17 protein-coding genes and 1 pseudogene are annotated in these 15,831 nt (G+C 38.3%); 17 read left to right on the top strand and 1 reads right to left on the bottom strand.

Annotation, left to right across the window (positions count from 1 at the left end; all coding sequences use genetic code 11):
- Nucleotides 1-92: 92 nt before the first annotated feature.
- The 17 genes and pseudogenes from ACYQ3L_RS00410 to ACYQ3L_RS00330 all read left to right on the top strand — a co-directional run.
- Nucleotides 93-194 (top strand): annotated as a pseudogene (locus ACYQ3L_RS00410) (histone H1); the annotation flags it as partial.
- A gap of 93 nt (nt 195-287) precedes the next feature.
- Nucleotides 288-1,016 carry an NYN domain-containing protein gene (locus ACYQ3L_RS00405; protein ID WP_379999241.1) on the top strand — a complete coding sequence of 243 codons (729 nt, stop codon included), beginning with the start codon at nt 288-290 and terminating at the stop codon, nt 1,014-1,016.
- Nucleotides 1,017-1,409: 393 nt separating this feature from the next.
- Nucleotides 1,410-2,465 (top strand): ArdC family protein, encoded by a 1,056-nt coding sequence (locus tag ACYQ3L_RS00400; protein ID WP_379999243.1) that lies wholly within the window; start codon nt 1,410-1,412, stop codon nt 2,463-2,465.
- Between the two features lies 1 nt (nt 2,466).
- Nucleotides 2,467-2,739, top strand: coding sequence for a hypothetical protein (locus ACYQ3L_RS00395; RefSeq protein WP_379999245.1), 273 nt, complete (start codon nt 2,467-2,469; stop codon nt 2,737-2,739).
- A gap of 21 nt (nt 2,740-2,760) precedes the next feature.
- A complete protein-coding gene (locus tag ACYQ3L_RS00390) occupies nt 2,761-3,096 on the top strand; it encodes a hypothetical protein (RefSeq protein ID WP_379999247.1) in 336 nt (111 codons plus the stop codon).
- Nucleotides 3,093-5,489 (top strand): ParB/RepB/Spo0J family partition protein, encoded by a 2,397-nt coding sequence (locus ACYQ3L_RS00385; protein WP_379999249.1) that lies wholly within the window; start codon nt 3,093-3,095, stop codon nt 5,487-5,489. Before ACYQ3L_RS00390 ends, ACYQ3L_RS00385 begins: the two co-directional genes overlap by 4 nt.
- A 226-nt stretch (nt 5,490-5,715) precedes the next feature.
- Nucleotides 5,716-6,960, top strand: a complete 1,245-nt coding sequence (locus tag ACYQ3L_RS00380; protein ID WP_379999251.1) for an AAA family ATPase — start codon at nt 5,716-5,718, stop codon at nt 6,958-6,960.
- The gene (locus ACYQ3L_RS00375; RefSeq protein ID WP_379999253.1) at nt 6,951-7,454 is read left to right on the top strand and encodes a hypothetical protein; all 504 of its coding nucleotides are present in this window, start codon (nt 6,951-6,953) and stop codon (nt 7,452-7,454) included. The genes ACYQ3L_RS00380 and ACYQ3L_RS00375 overlap by 10 nt, the downstream gene beginning before the upstream one ends.
- A 583-nt stretch (nt 7,455-8,037) precedes the next feature.
- A complete protein-coding gene (locus tag ACYQ3L_RS00370; protein WP_459952242.1) occupies nt 8,038-8,424 on the top strand; it encodes a hypothetical protein in 387 nt (128 codons plus the stop codon).
- 6 nt (nt 8,425-8,430) lie between these two features.
- Nucleotides 8,431-8,793 (top strand): IS66 family insertion sequence element accessory protein TnpB, encoded by a 363-nt coding sequence (gene tnpB, locus ACYQ3L_RS00365; RefSeq protein ID WP_380002141.1) that lies wholly within the window; start codon nt 8,431-8,433, stop codon nt 8,791-8,793.
- A 71-nt stretch (nt 8,794-8,864) separates the two neighbouring features.
- On the top strand, nt 8,865-10,415 hold the full coding sequence (gene tnpC, locus ACYQ3L_RS00360) for an IS66 family transposase (RefSeq protein ID WP_380002139.1): 1,551 nt from the start codon (nt 8,865-8,867) through the stop codon (nt 10,413-10,415).
- A gap of 616 nt (nt 10,416-11,031) precedes the next feature.
- The gene (locus ACYQ3L_RS00355) at nt 11,032-11,568 is read left to right on the top strand and encodes an antirestriction protein ArdA (protein WP_380000901.1); all 537 of its coding nucleotides are present in this window, start codon (nt 11,032-11,034) and stop codon (nt 11,566-11,568) included.
- A gap of 31 nt (nt 11,569-11,599) precedes the next feature.
- Nucleotides 11,600-12,328 carry a PRTRC system protein E gene (locus ACYQ3L_RS00350; RefSeq protein ID WP_380000903.1) on the top strand — a complete coding sequence of 243 codons (729 nt, stop codon included), beginning with the start codon at nt 11,600-11,602 and terminating at the stop codon, nt 12,326-12,328.
- A 19-nt stretch (nt 12,329-12,347) separates the two neighbouring features.
- Nucleotides 12,348-12,563, top strand: coding sequence for a PRTRC system protein C (locus tag ACYQ3L_RS00345; RefSeq protein ID WP_380000905.1), 216 nt, complete (start codon nt 12,348-12,350; stop codon nt 12,561-12,563).
- A 10-nt stretch (nt 12,564-12,573) separates the two neighbouring features.
- Nucleotides 12,574-13,623, top strand: a complete 1,050-nt coding sequence (locus ACYQ3L_RS00340; RefSeq protein ID WP_380000907.1) for a hypothetical protein — start codon at nt 12,574-12,576, stop codon at nt 13,621-13,623.
- Entirely contained in the window at nt 13,604-14,299 is a 696-nt protein-coding gene (locus ACYQ3L_RS00335) for a PRTRC system protein B (protein ID WP_380000909.1), read from the top strand. The genes ACYQ3L_RS00340 and ACYQ3L_RS00335 overlap by 20 nt, the downstream gene beginning before the upstream one ends.
- Nucleotides 14,296-15,069, top strand: a complete 774-nt coding sequence (locus tag ACYQ3L_RS00330) for a PRTRC system ThiF family protein (RefSeq protein WP_380000911.1) — start codon at nt 14,296-14,298, stop codon at nt 15,067-15,069. Before ACYQ3L_RS00335 ends, ACYQ3L_RS00330 begins: the two co-directional genes overlap by 4 nt.
- 60 nt (nt 15,070-15,129) lie before the next feature.
- Here ACYQ3L_RS00330 and ACYQ3L_RS00325 read toward each other — a convergent pair whose 3' ends face one another.
- Nucleotides 15,130-15,732: a TetR/AcrR family transcriptional regulator gene (locus tag ACYQ3L_RS00325; RefSeq protein WP_380000913.1), complete on the bottom strand. Its 603-nt coding sequence runs from the start codon at nt 15,730-15,732 to the stop codon at nt 15,130-15,132.
- Nucleotides 15,733-15,831: the final 99 nt, after the last annotated feature.

The raw sequence follows: 15,831 nt of genomic DNA, 5'->3' as shown, positions 1-15,831 counted from the left end.
AAAGCAACACAATGAGTTAGAATAGAACTATATATTCTTATATGAAAACTACCGTAGGTTTAGTACAATTATTATTATGTCAATATTAACATAATAACAAAGCAGCCGGGCAACGCGCACGAAAAGTATCTCTTGAAATAGAAAAGAAATTGAAAGAATTTCGTAAATTATCTATCGACCAAAGCAAAAAGTAAGCAAGTATCGCTTATCTTTGAAAGAGTAACTTTTAAAAGTTACTCTTTTTTATTGTTATCTGTATACAAATTTCAAATGCTGAATTATATTATATGAAAAATAAGATTCCATCCAACAATAAGAACGTAAAACTGGCGATATTGATCGATGCAGATAATGCCTCTGTTTCAAAAATACACGAATTACTGGTGTTTACGGCACATTATGGACAAGCCACAGTAAAACGTATCTATGGAGACTGGAGCAAACCTGCCCTGTCATCATGGAAAGAGCCAGCTAGGGAATATTCATTCCGTTTAATAGAGGCTTTGCCTTATGTAAAAGGAAAGAATACGACCGATATCAGTTTGGTAATAGATGCGATGGATTTACTTCATTCAGGTTCTGTCGATGGCTTTTGTATTGTCTCCAGCGATAGTGATTATACACTCCTGGCTCAACGTATACGTGAAGAAGGCATGCTGGTGCTGGGCTATGGTGAAAATAAGACCCCGGAATCCTTTATAAACTCCTGCAAAGAATTTAAGTTTTCAGATAAAACCGATACAACTTCAATAAAATCCACAAACAACGAAACGCCGGATTCGATGCTCAAGAAAGAGGCTCATCTGTTTGAGAAAGCATATAATAATGCGTCTAATGATGGAAAATCTGAAGTAACCCTTTCCCAATTAGGTATGGCTATAAAGAAACTATTGCCCAAATACAAACCCCGCCGGTATGGTTGTAAAACCTTGGGAGAAATTTATGAGAAATTGGGGACTTATTTAATTGTTCCGACAGATGTTAAAGGAATGTATATTGTTGAGCGAAAAAGTTAAATCAATCAGAATATTGATATTAAAATAAGTTTAATCTGGTCGCATATAAAACCAGATAGCCATTCCCTGTTTCAATTATGCCATTTTAAATCTATTTTACTCCCCCCCAATATAATAATCCTAAAATATACTCTCCGCAATATCCTTAATTAAGAATCAAGGTAAAATCTCTTCCTGTGTTTAATCGGACGCTTCACCTTTCAAAGGCAAAGTTATTCCGTGGCTAATTCGTGAAAACAAAGATTTCCCTTACCGGTTTCGGGCAAAATCTCCACTCTTAACAGAGTGTATTTTGCCCGAAAATCTTTGTGTTTCCCGGCCCCGGACTTTTGGGCCTTTGAAGGTAAAGCGCCTGCCTAATATGGCGCATAATATTCATTAAATAAGTGTATTATGAAGATCAATAACAAAAGGCTTGAAAAAACAGCGGAGAAATTCACGAACCTGATGATCGGGCGTATCACAGAAGTAGGAAAAGACTGGACTAAACCCTGGTTGGCCGTCAAACGCAAGGATTACCTGCCCTCTAATATTACGGGACGTTTTTACAGTGGGGGTAATACACTGATGTTACTCATCTATTCCATGTATTTTGATTTCCGAACGCCTGTTTTTCTCACATTTCTCCAAGCAAACAACCTGGGTATCCACATCGTAAAAGGAGCACAGTCATTTCCGGTTTACCATATTGCCTGGATGTATTATAACCCAAAGTTGCAGGAGAGGATCTCTATTGAGAAATATGAAGAGCTTCCGGAAACAGAAAAAGGAAACTATTATCTAATTATGACTCCTAAATGTTATGATGTATTTAACCTCGACCAGACCGATTACAATGAGAAATACCCGGAAGAGTGGGCTTCATTACTTCTGAAACATCAAGTGTCTGTTCAGAGTGAAGATCATGATAACTTTAATAACAGCCTACTGGATAAGGTGATTACTGACCAATCCTGGGTATGCCCGATACAGGAGAGGCTATCCAACAGAGCCTATTACTCACCATCAGAGGATAAGATTGTGCTGCCTTACAAAACGCAATTCCCGGATAAAAGAGCTTTTTATGGTACAGCTTTGCATGAGATGACCCATTCCACGGGACATGAAGACCGGTTGAAACGGATCAAGAAAGGAGCAACTAAAGGAACTGATGATTATGCAAAAGAAGAGCTTGTGGCCGAATTATCCGCTGCATTGATGGGATTTTATCTGGGTATAGAAACGACGATCCGGGAAGACCATGCTTCTTATTTAAAGAGCTGGCTGGAGGCCCTGCATAAAGATAACAGCTTTTTGATGGATGTGCTGACCGATGTAATACAGGCTGTCAAGTATATGTGTATCCAAATGGAATTTAATCCGTTCGGGGAATTTGCAAAACCGGATGCTGTACCGGTTAAGAAACAGAAGGAAGGAGTCCTCTCCGATGAACTTGTAATTGTGGACTGATATGTATAATGAACTAAAATGGCTTGTACGTAAATGCTACCGTAAAAGACAGGTTACTCCTGACAAGAATTTTTTAAAACTGATTATCAGGATGCAGGAGAAAAAAATCATGCTGGTATTCTTTATTAAACCGCCACCGGAGCATCGCAAGCAAATACGGACCTATAATTTCCGCTGGAGCCGCAAGTACCGCTATTGGCATGCTTATTTAAATAATAACAGGTTGGAACAAGTCCGAAAGCTCTATAAAATGATAGATAAAAATAATTTATAATTACTAATATGATAAAAAACGATGGCAAATATATGTACCAATATTGCAGTTATAATCAGTGCAGACAAATCGGTGTTGGAGCAAACAGTAAAAGAAATATCCGAGAATTTCGAGTGTTACTCGGATATCGAAACTGAAAATGGAAGTTGTGATCTCGAATTTACAAGTCACGGACCTTTCCCTAAAAAACTGATGGAGGATATAACCGGTAATTATACGGGAAAAGACCTGTATATACAGGTCATCACCTATGAAATATCTAATGAGTTGGTCCAGCACCATATTTATGAGAATGGAAAATGGACGGATAAGCTTGCCGAGAAATATCAAACAAATACCAATATCCGGAAACCATGAATACAATAAAAAAAATAGAAGGTAAAAAATATGCCCTGAATAATTCCTATTTTAAAAACAGGAAACACAATTATCCGGATACTATTCTGGATATAGTTAAATACAAGAAGCAATTCGGGGAATTACCTTTCGATTGTACGGCCTTCAACTGGCTGTACGAGGCAATGATTGAACGGCAGAAACGGCACGGCGTACAAAACAGCCAGTACCTGACACCCGAGAAAACAGCAGCCCAGATTGCAGAACTGACCAATAACTTCCTGCCTAAAGACAACCTCGTGCTGGATGCCTGTTGCGGAACAGGGCAATTGACAAAATGCCTGTTATTAAACAATTTGAATGTCATCGGATTCGATAATGATCCGGACATGGTAGAGATTTGTAAACTTTCTTATCCGCAGGCAAAATTTGAATTGTATGACTTTCGTGACAAGGAAAGCGGACGCTATTATGATCTGATCGTTTCCAATCCGCCACATGAACAAAAAGATATAATCTCATTTTTCGGCTGGTTATCCTCTGCCCTAAGTGACGAGGGTAGGGCAGTACTTCTCATACCAAAGGATTATATGAATAAAGAACGCCCGAAGATGCTGGTAGAATACCTGAAGCGTTTTGATATGCTGCACAGGGAAGACATTCTGGAGCCGTTTTACCATACCAAATGGATTTGTGAGGTCTGTATTGTAGGCTTAACAGAAGCATACCGGGATGAACGCCTGAATAAACAAAAAATAAACGAAAAAAATCAAATTATTAAAGAACCCAATTTAAAAGAAAACCGACTTATGGAAGCAGAAAAAGTATTTTTAGTGGGAATAGACCAGATATCGCCTAATCCCGAGAATTCAAGAAAGAAATTCAATCAGGAAGAATTAAATGAACTAGCTCACAGCATCAAAGAACATGGACTGTTGCACCCGATTACGCTCCGTGGAAAAGGGGATGGTTACGAAATTGTAAATGGTGAACGCCGTTACAGGGCCTTCAAGTTGAACGGAGAAACCCAGATACCTGCAATTATCAGGGAATATACGGATGAACAGATACTGGAGATTACACTTGTCGAAAACATCAACAGGGAAAACCTGACATCTATCGAAGAATCCGATGCTTACCAAAAACTGATGGATGTCAGAGGTTACAGTATAGAAGATATTTGTTATAAATCAGGTAAAAATGAATCTTATATCCGTAAACGCCTGAGACTACAACGCCTGATAGACGAATTTAGAAATTTGTTGGAAAAAGACGACATCATGCTCGGTATCGGGATTGAAACTGCAAAATATTCCAAAACTATACAAAAACAAATTTACAAGGAATATTTCAGCCATGAAGAAAACAATTGGAAAGAACTGGGATTAAAAGATTTTACCGAACGGATCGAAAAGCTGTATACCAATGATTTGTCGAAGTTTAATTTTGAAAAGTCAGAATGTGAAAAATGCCAGTTCAATACAGCCTTTTATGAACTATTTCCAGAGAAATCAGGGCGATGTACGAACAACACCTGTTTACAGGAGAAAAAGAGCAAGTTTACCATAAATTTCTGTAAAGTGGTATCCGAGAAATATCCGGAAATAAGTGTTTGTATAGCTCCTTATGACAAGATGAATGATACCGTTAATAATGACATGAAGGAGATCGGTGTCGATATAAGAACAATGAAAGCTGAAGAATACCCTGAAAAACCACTACCTCCTGTTCAAAATAGCTATAAATCGGATCAGGAATACAAGGCGGCTCTGGAAGAATACACGATAGAAGAGATGTCTTTCTATAAGGAAATGGAAGAACTCGAAGAAAAAGAAAAATCAGGTAAAATAAAGAAGGTTATCTATGTGGGTGATAATAACCCCGGAATCAGGTATGTAGAGGTTATCAAAGGAAAGGACCTGAACCCACTGGAAAATCTGCAAAAGCAGGATCAGGAAAATAAAACGGCAGCAACGCGTAATGCAGCCAAAGAAGTATCCTCCCTATTACAAAATTCAGAAATCAATAACGGGCAGTTGTCAGTATTTGAAGATGAACTGCTTATTTTTATGATGTTGGACTACCTGGATAAAAAATATTTTCCGGCTTTCGGATATACAGATGAGAAAAAGGATGTTCTGACTGCCGATGAAAAATATAAGATAATCAAGACTCTGACTGCAGAACAAAAGGCACTTGTGTATAGAAACTTTTTAATAAAGAATCTGATCAATCACACAGGCCATAATCTGAGGATGATGTTGTTAATAGAATTCTCTAAGCAACACTTCAAGGAAAAAACGATGGATATCATGCGGAAACATACGGATATCTATAATCAGAAATACCAGAAAATTCAAAAGCAGCTGGAAACATTAAAAGATAAAGCAGAAAAAGCAGTACCTGCCATTTAAAAAGAGAATACACCCGGCTGGTATTAAAATAAACAGAAAGAATAAATATCAGCTGGGTATAATTTTCATATATTATGCATACAAATCTATTATTCAATCAAAATAGAATGATATTATGTATCTTTGAATGTTTCAGTATATATTTGTATAATTATATATTTATATAATATAGGATTATATATGTTTAAATAATAAAACATCTGTTCATCCAATAATTTAAACTTAGATGAGTAAAATCAGAATACGCAATTTTGGTCCGGTAAAAAATGGCTATCAAGAAAATGAAGGCTGGATCGAAATACAAAAAATCACATTGTTTATCGGAAATCAAGGTACCGGTAAAAGCAGCATTGCCAAATTAATATCGACTTTTACCTGGATAGAGAAAGCGCTTACCCGGGGTGATTATACTGCACAGGAATTTACCGGAAGCGGGCGATTCAAAGATATTTATTGTGCCTATCACAGGATAGAGAACTATTTCTATAATAAAGAAGGAATTGATAAAGCCGAAATCGAATACGAAGGCGAGTCCTATTCCATGCAATATAAAAACGGGCAATTTTTTGTTCAGGAGAAAAAGAATTCAATATATAAGCTTCCTCAAGTAATGTATGTTCCTGCTGAAAGAAGTTTTATCAGTAATGTACAGGATGGTAATGCCCGTAAATTAAGGCAAATAGCTGAGCCTGTTTTGGAACTGACAACAGAATTCGGCCTGGCATTAAAGTCATTGGAATCACCCATGGAATTACCTATCAATAATGCATATCTGAATTACGATAAAAAAAATGATATTACTTATATTGAAGGAGAAGACTATAAGATTAAGTTGCATGAATCTTCCAGTGGTTTCCAGTCAATAGTACCTTTGTTTGTTGTGACAGATTATCTGGCAAATTCCATTTTAAGTCAAACAAAAAATGCAACTGATATGAGTAGCGAGGATCTGCAACGGTTCAAAGATGGTGTTTCTACTATTTGGTCAGATTACTCTCTTTCCGATGAGCAACGCCGGGCTGCCTTGTCTGTTTTATCCGCCCGCTTCAACAAAACAGCATTTATAAATATCGTAGAAGAACCGGAGCAGAATCTTTTTCCATCTTCCCAGAGAAGTATATTAAATAGCCTTTTGTCTTACAATAATCTTTCGGTTGGGAATAAACTTGTTATAACTACCCATAGCCCCTATATCATAAATTACCTGACGTTGGCAATAAAAGCTAAAATGATATTGGATAATCCAAAGATTACAGAAGAACTCAGAGAAAGGGTAAATCATATTGTTCCTGTTAATTCGACAGTTAGCAGTTCAGATATAGTTATTTATGAAATAGCAGCTAATGGTATAATATCGGTATTAGAAAATTATAAAGGGTTGCCTTCAGATGAGAATTACCTGAATAATCTGTTATCCGAAGCCAATTATCTATTTTCAGACCTTAAAGAAATAGAAAGACAATGCCGATAGACTTTTTTGAACCTACAGTTAGAGCTTCAACAGATGCGGAATCATTCGGTTTGTGCGATGATGAAACTCTTCCAGGCCAAGTACCCGCGCCTGCTTACTTGGATATTCAAAATCCTTTAGCCTGGATCGGAGTAGTTGAAAATCCATCTAAAATGACAGTTGATTTTTATCCGGTTGACAATCATTTGGCTATTTTTCGTGAAGATGGATCTATCGAAAATAAGTGTGATTGCCTTTTACATTATAATAATTCAGTTCATTTTATAGAACTAAAAGAACGCCAGTACAGCGGGTGGGTTTCATCAGCTTGCCGTCAGTTGAAAGCTACAATTAACTGCTTTAGCCAGAACTATAATATATCCGAATATAATCTGAAGGCACAGATTTGTAATAAAGAGCGGCCAAATTTCAGCCAAAATTATATGATCTCTATGGAAAAATTTGAGGATGAAACAAAAGTCGGGCTTATTATAGCAAAATTAGTCCGGTTATAATTACGATGGTTTTACATAGACTACTAATTCCACACTACACCGAATACGTCTTTAGCCTATGTCCGCTTGCCGGCAAAATTATATTTGTGTTCTTCACCGGTCAAATTCAGGCCCTGTGGGTTTAACAATAAATACGACACCTCGTACACTTCGTGTCGTATTTCCTGTTAAAAATTTGACGTTTTGAACACTACATTTACGGGCCGACGGGACATAGCATGCAAAGCCGATTCCGACGCATATAGCGGGACGAGCTTCTCTTGTCATTATCCGTACAAAAGAGTCATACGAAAAGCCCTCAATTATAATAAATCCGGTCTTTAAGGGGAACAAAAGCTGCCTGCCTTAACCTCTGCATATATATTTTGATATATATCGTGTCCCTATTTTCTATTTCTTTTCTTTTATGAATTATTGACCTACGTTCTTTATTGGCTTATCTTTGCATTACAATTCTTAAAGACAGAACAAAACTGGAATTGTGCTTAATATTTATTATTCTAATGGAAGATTTTGGTAAGCGTCTCCGCGATGACGTCTTGATTCGCTTTTTGTAACCCTGTACATTTGCAAATAAAAGAGCATGGAAAATAATTTCGTAGAAATGAATAAATCATCAGTACAGATGAGAGCTATTGAATGTTATAAAGAATATTTGAAGAAAGATTCATATTTATCATTCAAATCTTATTGCCGGGATAATAACATTAAATATGAAAAAATCTTAGATTGGGCGCAACGTCGCGGAATCTTTATGAGACGGCTTCAAGCAGAGGCAAGAGGCGAAGGTATCACCAATGAAGATCAACAAACCTTTATCCAGTTCAGGCCACAGAGCCATCCTGTCGGGACAGGCAGTGTTCTCAAAGGAGTCAGCATTACCTTTCCACACAATATCAGTCTGACCTTGCAGGAATGTACGGCGGAAAGCCTGATTTCGTTATTGTCATTGTATCATCCTGAAAAGTAGTATTCTATGTTTGGCCTTAACGATAATGTAAGGTACTTTATGTGCCAACACCCTGTTCGTATGAATAAAGGGATTGACGCATTGTTCAATCTGATCAAGTCCGAATCCCCGCTTTCTCCAATGAACGGTGATATCTATATCTTCTTTGGCCAGAACAGACAAAACGTAAAGATCTTAAAGTGGGATACCGACGGTTTTCTGTTATATCACAAGCGCCTTGAACGGGGCAGTTTTGAACTGCCTAAAATAGATCCGGCTACAGGCTATTATGAGCTATCCTGGGAGACTTTCAGCTTCATCATGTCGGGGGTCTCACTTGAAAGTGTACGCTTCCGCAAACGCTACAGAACGCGCTTTTTGTCCATTTAATAATTTGATAATCAATTAAATAAGCTACGCAAACTCTTGCTTATCTCCATATTTCTTTGTACCTTTAAAGCATGGCAGGAAGCAGAATGGAAGAAATATTGGCGGCGCAATTGGAAGCAGTCAATGCGTTCAACAAGCAGTTGTTGGCCCAGATAGAAACGCTATCCGCAACGGTTAAATCCATGGAGGGAACCATCGCTTCCTTACAGGAAGCCTTGCTTCAGAAAGACGAATCCCTCACTAAATCAGCAAATAAAATAAGAGGCATATCCAAACTCATATCCAATAAATCAGAAAAGCAGTCACAACCCAGGCAGGAACAAGAAACAGCTTCCGGAAAAGTAAAGCCGAAAGCCGACCTGAAAGCCCGCAAGAATAATGGAGCAAAACGGGATATGCATTATGAACTGGAAGAAGTGGTTAAAGATGTCTATCCCGATGATACGGAGTTTGATATACGAACGGCTATCCAAATCGGCATCCGTGAATCTATCCGGTACCGGATGGTTCCGATGAAGTTCCAGAAGATAGTCTACAGGCTTCACACATACAGACAGGATGAACGGATTTACTCCTGTAAGGCAAGCCAGGCCCCGCTCCAGAACTCAAGTTTTGACGGTTCCTTTATAGCAGGAATGGCACAGCTCAGGTATATCTACTCAATGCCTGTTGAACGAATAGTCAGGTACTTCAATGACAACGGCTTTCATGTAAACAAGGCAACGGCAAACGGACTGTTGTCCAAGACGGCAGATATGTTCGAGAACCTTTATACAGCTCTCGGCAGGGCTGTATTGGAAGATGATTACATAAGCTGTGATGAGACCTACTATAAAGTAATGGACAGGGCTGATAATGCGGATGCGCCAAACATCAACAAGGAATATATCTGGGCCATATCCGCAATGAACCTCAATCTGGCATACTACTTCTACGAGAATGGTTCAAGACAGGGTGCAGTCATATACAAGAAACTGGAAAAGTATAAAGGGACAGTCCAGAGTGACGGGTATGCTCCTTACAAATCCCTGGGGGATGGAATCCTCAGGCTGTCATGCTTCCAGCATTGTAAACGCAAGTTTTTGGATATCCGGGACAATCCGGATGCGGACAGCATAATCGAACTGATCAACCAGCTTTACAGACAAGAGCATCAGCATCGTATTGGAGTGGATGGGTGGACCCGGGATGATAACTTGAAATGGAGAAGAAAATACTCGAAAGATATCATGAAAGCCTTGAAGGTCGCACTCAAAAGAATAGTATCTTCTCCGGAATATCCTCCAAAGAGTCTGATGTATGCAGCAGCAAACTATATGCTGGGTGAATGGAAAGGCCTGGAGAATATCTTTACCTCCGGACTTTATAAACTTGATACAAATACTATTGAAAGGCTAAACCGTTACATATCCCTTTCCAGAAGGAACTCACTGTTCTTTGGTAGTCATAGGGGAGCCGAAAGAGGCGTTATCTTCTACTCGCTGGCTTGTTCGTGCAGGCTCAATAATATCAACTTCTTCGAATACCTTAGCGATGTGATCAACAATGCTGCGGCACTTCCACCGGATACATCACTCGAAAAATACCGCGACTTACTCCCGGACATGTGGACAAAAAAATAGCAGGCAAGCGTACTCCCTGCTTATTTTTTTTACAGGATAGACGTCATCGCGGAGACGCTTACAGATTTTGTTGACAGGTGCTGGTATTCAGCATTATATGAAGAGGGTTTTCGTATCTTTTTTCAGGCTTTAGATGACAATGGCCGGATTTTACTGCAACGCAAAGACGGGATTATAATTGAAGAACTACCCGCCGGATACCAACATATAACCGAACACGGAATGTCAGAGCCTGATGAAAGAATTTTTCCGGAATAGCATCAATTATAACTCTTATAACCCCGATTTTGAAATTTAAACACATCACATCTTTATAAAATCATATAAAGGACAGCTATATTATTCTCTTCTTACTAGAATAGCATTTTCATTCATTTCACTTCCTTAAGTAAAATATCCAAGCCGGATAGGTCTAAAAAATCAATCGGGTTTATTCCTCTTTTTCTCCGGTAAAGGTAATACGTGTTTTGGGCTGTTCAAGTTCAAGCCATTCGGTTTCTTCGAAAAATAGCCGCCGCTGCGCGTTGCGGTATTTTTCTCGAAAAACTTGACCAAGACAAAACACGAACCTTTTATTACCTCGAAAAATTCAGGAATAAACCCAATATGTATTATTATGGATAGGTTGATAAACATGATGGATGCAAGGATATATGTATCCACTGATTATGTATATAACAGCGGAAACTTTTTTGGACAATGGATGCAATTATGCGATTATAAGAATAAGCAGGAATTCAGATCGGCATTTTGTTCACTATATCCTTCAGAAAAGGAACCTGTATTATTAATCCTCTACTGGCAGGATGTACCAAAGCCTTTAATCTGTATAAATGATATTTCATCAAAAATATTTAAGTTGATGAATCTTCTTTCCGGTTTTGACAGCTACCGGAACAAAGCGTTCCATCTATGGATTGATCGATTTAGCCCAGAAATTTTTAATTGCAAATCAAGAGAGATTATCCGATTATTTGAAAACTCCTATCAGGGATATTATGAAGAAACGGAATTATTCGGCAGGTACTATGCCAAAGAATGCCTTGCAATAACCAATCCTGACTTTGATTATGCATTGTTTGGCGTGCAGCTGCTTGAAGAACAATTTATACAAATTGAAGGCTATGTATTTAAAAGAATAACAATAAACTAATTACTTGAATTATAAATTAAAATCAGATCTTATGTTTTTTACAAGATTATCAGAATTAATGCAGGAAGGTCAGATCGTAAATCTGAACCTGCTGAAAAAAGGGGATAGGCTGATTGTCAGCCTTATGCCTAAAGTACAGGACATGCCGGGATCGGCGATAATAAAGCTTATTCCCCTGAATGTAAGCGGAACCCCTACAGAGCTGGATCAGGGATTCCTGGAAGCAATCAGCCAACCGCTGCAGGAACGTTTAGGCCTTTTAACCAATGTGGATGCTTTCCGCGAGAACACAAAAGTGGCAACATCGAAGAAAACGCAGGTTACCACTACCAATGCGGCAAAAGATACCAAGACATCTAAAAGTGAACGTATGCTTGCAGATGCAGAGGTTCATGAAAAAGCCGGTCGCTGGCCGGAAGCCTACGCAATTTATAAAAAAGTATCAGCGGCAGATCCTGACAATATAAAACTGAAAGAAAAGGTCATGGAAGTATGGAGTAAAATGGCTCAAAGACCGCTTTTTGAACCTGAAGAGGATGAGATACAGGTAGAAGCCGAAGATACTTTGGCGGATCCATCAATGGAAGATGATAGTGACGAAGAAACTGAGGAAGAGGAAATAGATGATGAGGAGTCTGAGGACTTAGAAGTTACCGGAACTGGTGTTCCGGAACAGGACAATATTTCATCTCAGCCCACAGAACAGGCTCCTGTAGATATGTTCGCTCAAATAATGGGAATAGCAAAAAAAATAGGTTAAACATAAAAGAGATAAACATATGGCACTAAATATAACAACCGTAACACGGGTATTCAGGATTGAGAAAACAGACATAGAACTCAATGATATTGATCCGGAAATGTCACTGGAAGATGTAATGGGATTTTACTCCGCCATTTATCCCCAGTTAACAACAGCAAGCGTACAAGGCCCCGAATTCGAGGACGATAAAGCAGTATATACATTCAAAACAACCATAGGAACTAAAGGATGAGAAAACAGTTATGCGAACAACAACAATCATTGCACCAAAAAATAGGACGCATTCTAAGCAGCGAAGAGTCGCGCAAAGGCATCCGGTGGGGGATACACAATTACAAAAGGAAATTACAGAAGTCGGAAAACCAGTTAATGGTTTTCTGACCACTGTATTTAAACCGTTCTATGAAGCAGATGTAAATCCGATGTTTCAACCGGACAGTTATCATTACCTCTATGATTCGGCAAAGAACTGTGCCGGATTGTTCGGCGAAAACTTTGTGTTGGATCCGGAACCCAGAAACTTCGAGGCTATTTGTGATAAACTTAATAGCCTTTTACCCAATGATTTGGAGGTACGTTTGTTTGAAAAGAATAACAAAATACGCCTGAAAATTATAGATAATCTGGCTGATAACCTCCTGTATTATATCCCTTGTAAGATAATAGATGAAACACAAGGTGTATTCCGTAATATCCTGATTGAATTCTTCCGGCTGTTGCAGGATAAACAAAGGATGACACCATTGTTGGAAAGCCAGCATTTTGAAATGTGGAAAGAAGAAGTGGAAAGCTATTGTGAAAATACAGGGGAGGAGCCGGAGGATATATGGATGGAACTGGTAAAACGATATATAGAAGGAGATATATCACAAACATTAAATCTGGTGGATCAGAAGCCGGAATTTGATGTTTATTCCCTCAGGGCGTTGATCGACCACTATAAGCCGGCTTCCGCCAAAGAGAAAAAAATACTTTCCGGGATGAGAAAAGGACTCAAGCTGCTAAGGACAGGGAAAGTGCTGTTGCATTATACGAATGCTCCGAGGCATCACAGTGATGAATATCCCGTTGATGCCGATGAAACCTTTATGATCATTTATGATGATGATCTTATTCTTGAGAACCTGATAGAATATATGAATAATTATGCCTATGAATCCGGCTATGAATTTTTCTCGTCTGTAAACAGGACAGTGACACCCCGTACAAAAGGCCTGTTTAAGCCTGATAAGTTTGTGATTGAATTTTTAGAATGGATAAACGATTTTAGTTATGTATTATACAACGGATGAAATATTAGAACAATCGGCTGGAGTTAGCAAGCCTGTTATCGCACTGGTGGCCTATAAAGATAAAGATAAGGATAGTGAATATTATATTGAGTCCCATACTATTGACCCGGAGGGAAGGTTGCTGGAGGGAGTCCCTTTAAGTAAAGAATGTATCTCTGATCTTGTCAGTGGTTTCTCCTTAGAGCAAAGTCAGATGCCTTCGGGGAAAATACCGGCTAACCTGCTCTATGCGGACAACCGGACAGGGCATGAAAGGTATGTCTGGTTTAATCCTCCGGGACAACGCATGATGTATTTTACCAAAGACCTGAATCTGGAAAATGCCATGTACTATATCCCCGGCGTGCTTTATGTAGCTACAAACATTTCACTCCATATTTATGCATTTAAAGGGAAGAAACCGGTCAACAAGCTCTATAAAGCACCTTTTTTCAATGTGACGGAATCCAGTGTTTGTTTGGGAAATGCAAGTTTGGATTATCCGGAATCACCGGATTACAACGATCTTTTGTTGTATTGGGAGAAGAAATTCTGGATGACCGAGTTTTCCCATTTGGGAGGACATAGTAATCCGACAAAGAGCAACCTGTTTACAGCGACTCAAAAATGGCAGGATGGATTTGACTATGAAGAGTTATTGCCATACGATAAGACACTTAAAGATTTAATCAAATGAAAAAGAGATATCATTATACAGACAAATACCTGCTGAATCCGTCCCATCCGGTCACTGTGATCATGATCGGTTGCGGAGGAACCGGCTGCCGTGTACTCACTTCTTTAGCAATGATGGATGCAAGTCTTCAGGCTTTAGGGCATCCGGGACTTTACGTTACGGTTTATGACGGGGATATAGTAGAAACACCGAATATAGGGCGCCAATTGTTTTATGAATGCGACCTTTCCCTGAATAAAGCCGTGGTATTGGTTTCCAGGATTAACCGCACCTTTGGTTCGGCATGGAATGCAGTTCCTGAGCATTTCAATAAAAAAACAGCAGGTGGAGCCAATATTTACATATCCTGTGTGGATAATGTAAAAGCACGATTGGAAATAGGCGAAATCTTGTCTAAAACAGGGAATGGATCATATAGTCCTTATCAGAATCCCCTATACTGGATGGATTATGGCAATATGCAGAAGACAGGGCAGGCCGTTCTGGGTACGCTGCAAAATATTGAACAGCCTAAGTCCAGAAAATATGAGAACATTTCGCAGTTACCGGTTATAAGTGAACGTTTTGACCTGAAGAAGATAAAAGATAAGGATTCCGGACCTTCCTGTTCGCAAGCTCAGGCTTTATCAAAACAAGACCTGTTCATTAACAGTTCTTTGGCGACATTGGGTTGTCATATTTTATGGGAATTATTAAAAGAGGGCAGGACTGATAAAGCCGGATTGTATTTGAATTTGGAGAATTTACGAGCCAACAGCATTCCTGTATAACAGGAATGCTTATTTTCATAAATAGAAAGAGAGAATGAAATGTATATTTTTACAAACTACTCACTTTAATTTAATTAAATCGTAAATATGCATAAAGTCTTTTTTCAACTCTTCTAAATCCTGTCCATTCTTATGAAAAATGCCAATATAACTATCCCCAAGATATGATTTCACAAATATAGAGGCTAATCTTTTAATATCAACATTTTCACTAATTTCGTTGTTCTCGATCGCTGCCTTTATAATATCCTCCCATACTTTATTCTCTATTTCAAGCCACTGGAGAACTTTATTGATAAAATTAGGATAAAAAAACAGAGCCTGGAGTTCAATATTAAAATAAGCCAGATTGAAGTTTGTTATGCCAAGATTGTTGACACGTTGATTTTCCTCGTAACAGTGTTCAATAAAGTTACCAATAAAATTTTTTAATATAAACTTTTCAGTATCCCTTACAGGTATTTGCAAAATAGAACCTCGCTTGAATACAAATTCTTCAATAACGGCCATAAAGAGATTTTCTTTTGTCTTGAAATGATAAGATATCGCGCCTCTGGTCACGCCCGTTATTTTCTCAATTTCATCAAATGTTGTACGTTCATAAGAACTTTGTACCAAAAGTTTAAATGTCTCAAATAGAATTTTATCTTTCGTTTTTTTCATACACTACATACACTTTACAAATAATAAGAAACAAAAGTAATATTAAAAAAGTAATAATCATAATGTTATACCTGTTAGTCTCTGATAGAAACAGAAATA

Source organism: Dysgonomonas termitidis (assembly GCF_054657735.1).
Note: the sequence above shows the minus strand (reverse complement) of the source record. Positions and strands in the feature narration are given on the sequence as shown.

Coding starts and splice junctions, on each gene's coding strand:
- ACYQ3L_RS00350 (WP_380000903.1), top strand. CDS start 11,600: ATGTTTTTTACAAGATTATCAGAATTAATGCAGGAAGGTCAGATCGTA.
- ACYQ3L_RS00370 (WP_459952242.1), top strand. CDS start 8,038: ATGGAAAATAATTTCGTAGAAATGAATAAATCATCAGTACAGATGAGA.
- ACYQ3L_RS00385 (WP_379999249.1), top strand. CDS start 3,093: ATGAATACAATAAAAAAAATAGAAGGTAAAAAATATGCCCTGAATAAT.
- ACYQ3L_RS00345 (WP_380000905.1), top strand. CDS start 12,348: ATGGCACTAAATATAACAACCGTAACACGGGTATTCAGGATTGAGAAA.
- ACYQ3L_RS00330 (WP_380000911.1), top strand. CDS start 14,296: ATGAAAAAGAGATATCATTATACAGACAAATACCTGCTGAATCCGTCC.
- ACYQ3L_RS00355 (WP_380000901.1), top strand. CDS start 11,032: ATGGATAGGTTGATAAACATGATGGATGCAAGGATATATGTATCCACT.
- ACYQ3L_RS00375 (WP_379999253.1), top strand. CDS start 6,951: ATGCCGATAGACTTTTTTGAACCTACAGTTAGAGCTTCAACAGATGCG.
- ACYQ3L_RS00325 (WP_380000913.1), bottom strand. CDS start 15,732: ATGAAAAAAACGAAAGATAAAATTCTATTTGAGACATTTAAACTTTTG.
- ACYQ3L_RS00390 (WP_379999247.1), top strand. CDS start 2,761: ATGGCAAATATATGTACCAATATTGCAGTTATAATCAGTGCAGACAAA.
- ACYQ3L_RS00395 (WP_379999245.1), top strand. CDS start 2,467: ATGTATAATGAACTAAAATGGCTTGTACGTAAATGCTACCGTAAAAGA.
- tnpB (WP_380002141.1), top strand. CDS start 8,431: ATGTTTGGCCTTAACGATAATGTAAGGTACTTTATGTGCCAACACCCT.
- ACYQ3L_RS00335 (WP_380000909.1), top strand. CDS start 13,604: ATGTATTATACAACGGATGAAATATTAGAACAATCGGCTGGAGTTAGC.
- ACYQ3L_RS00380 (WP_379999251.1), top strand. CDS start 5,716: ATGAGTAAAATCAGAATACGCAATTTTGGTCCGGTAAAAAATGGCTAT.
- ACYQ3L_RS00400 (WP_379999243.1), top strand. CDS start 1,410: ATGAAGATCAATAACAAAAGGCTTGAAAAAACAGCGGAGAAATTCACG.
- tnpC (WP_380002139.1), top strand. CDS start 8,865: ATGGCAGGAAGCAGAATGGAAGAAATATTGGCGGCGCAATTGGAAGCA.
- ACYQ3L_RS00340 (WP_380000907.1), top strand. CDS start 12,574: ATGCGAACAACAACAATCATTGCACCAAAAAATAGGACGCATTCTAAG.
- ACYQ3L_RS00405 (WP_379999241.1), top strand. CDS start 288: ATGAAAAATAAGATTCCATCCAACAATAAGAACGTAAAACTGGCGATA.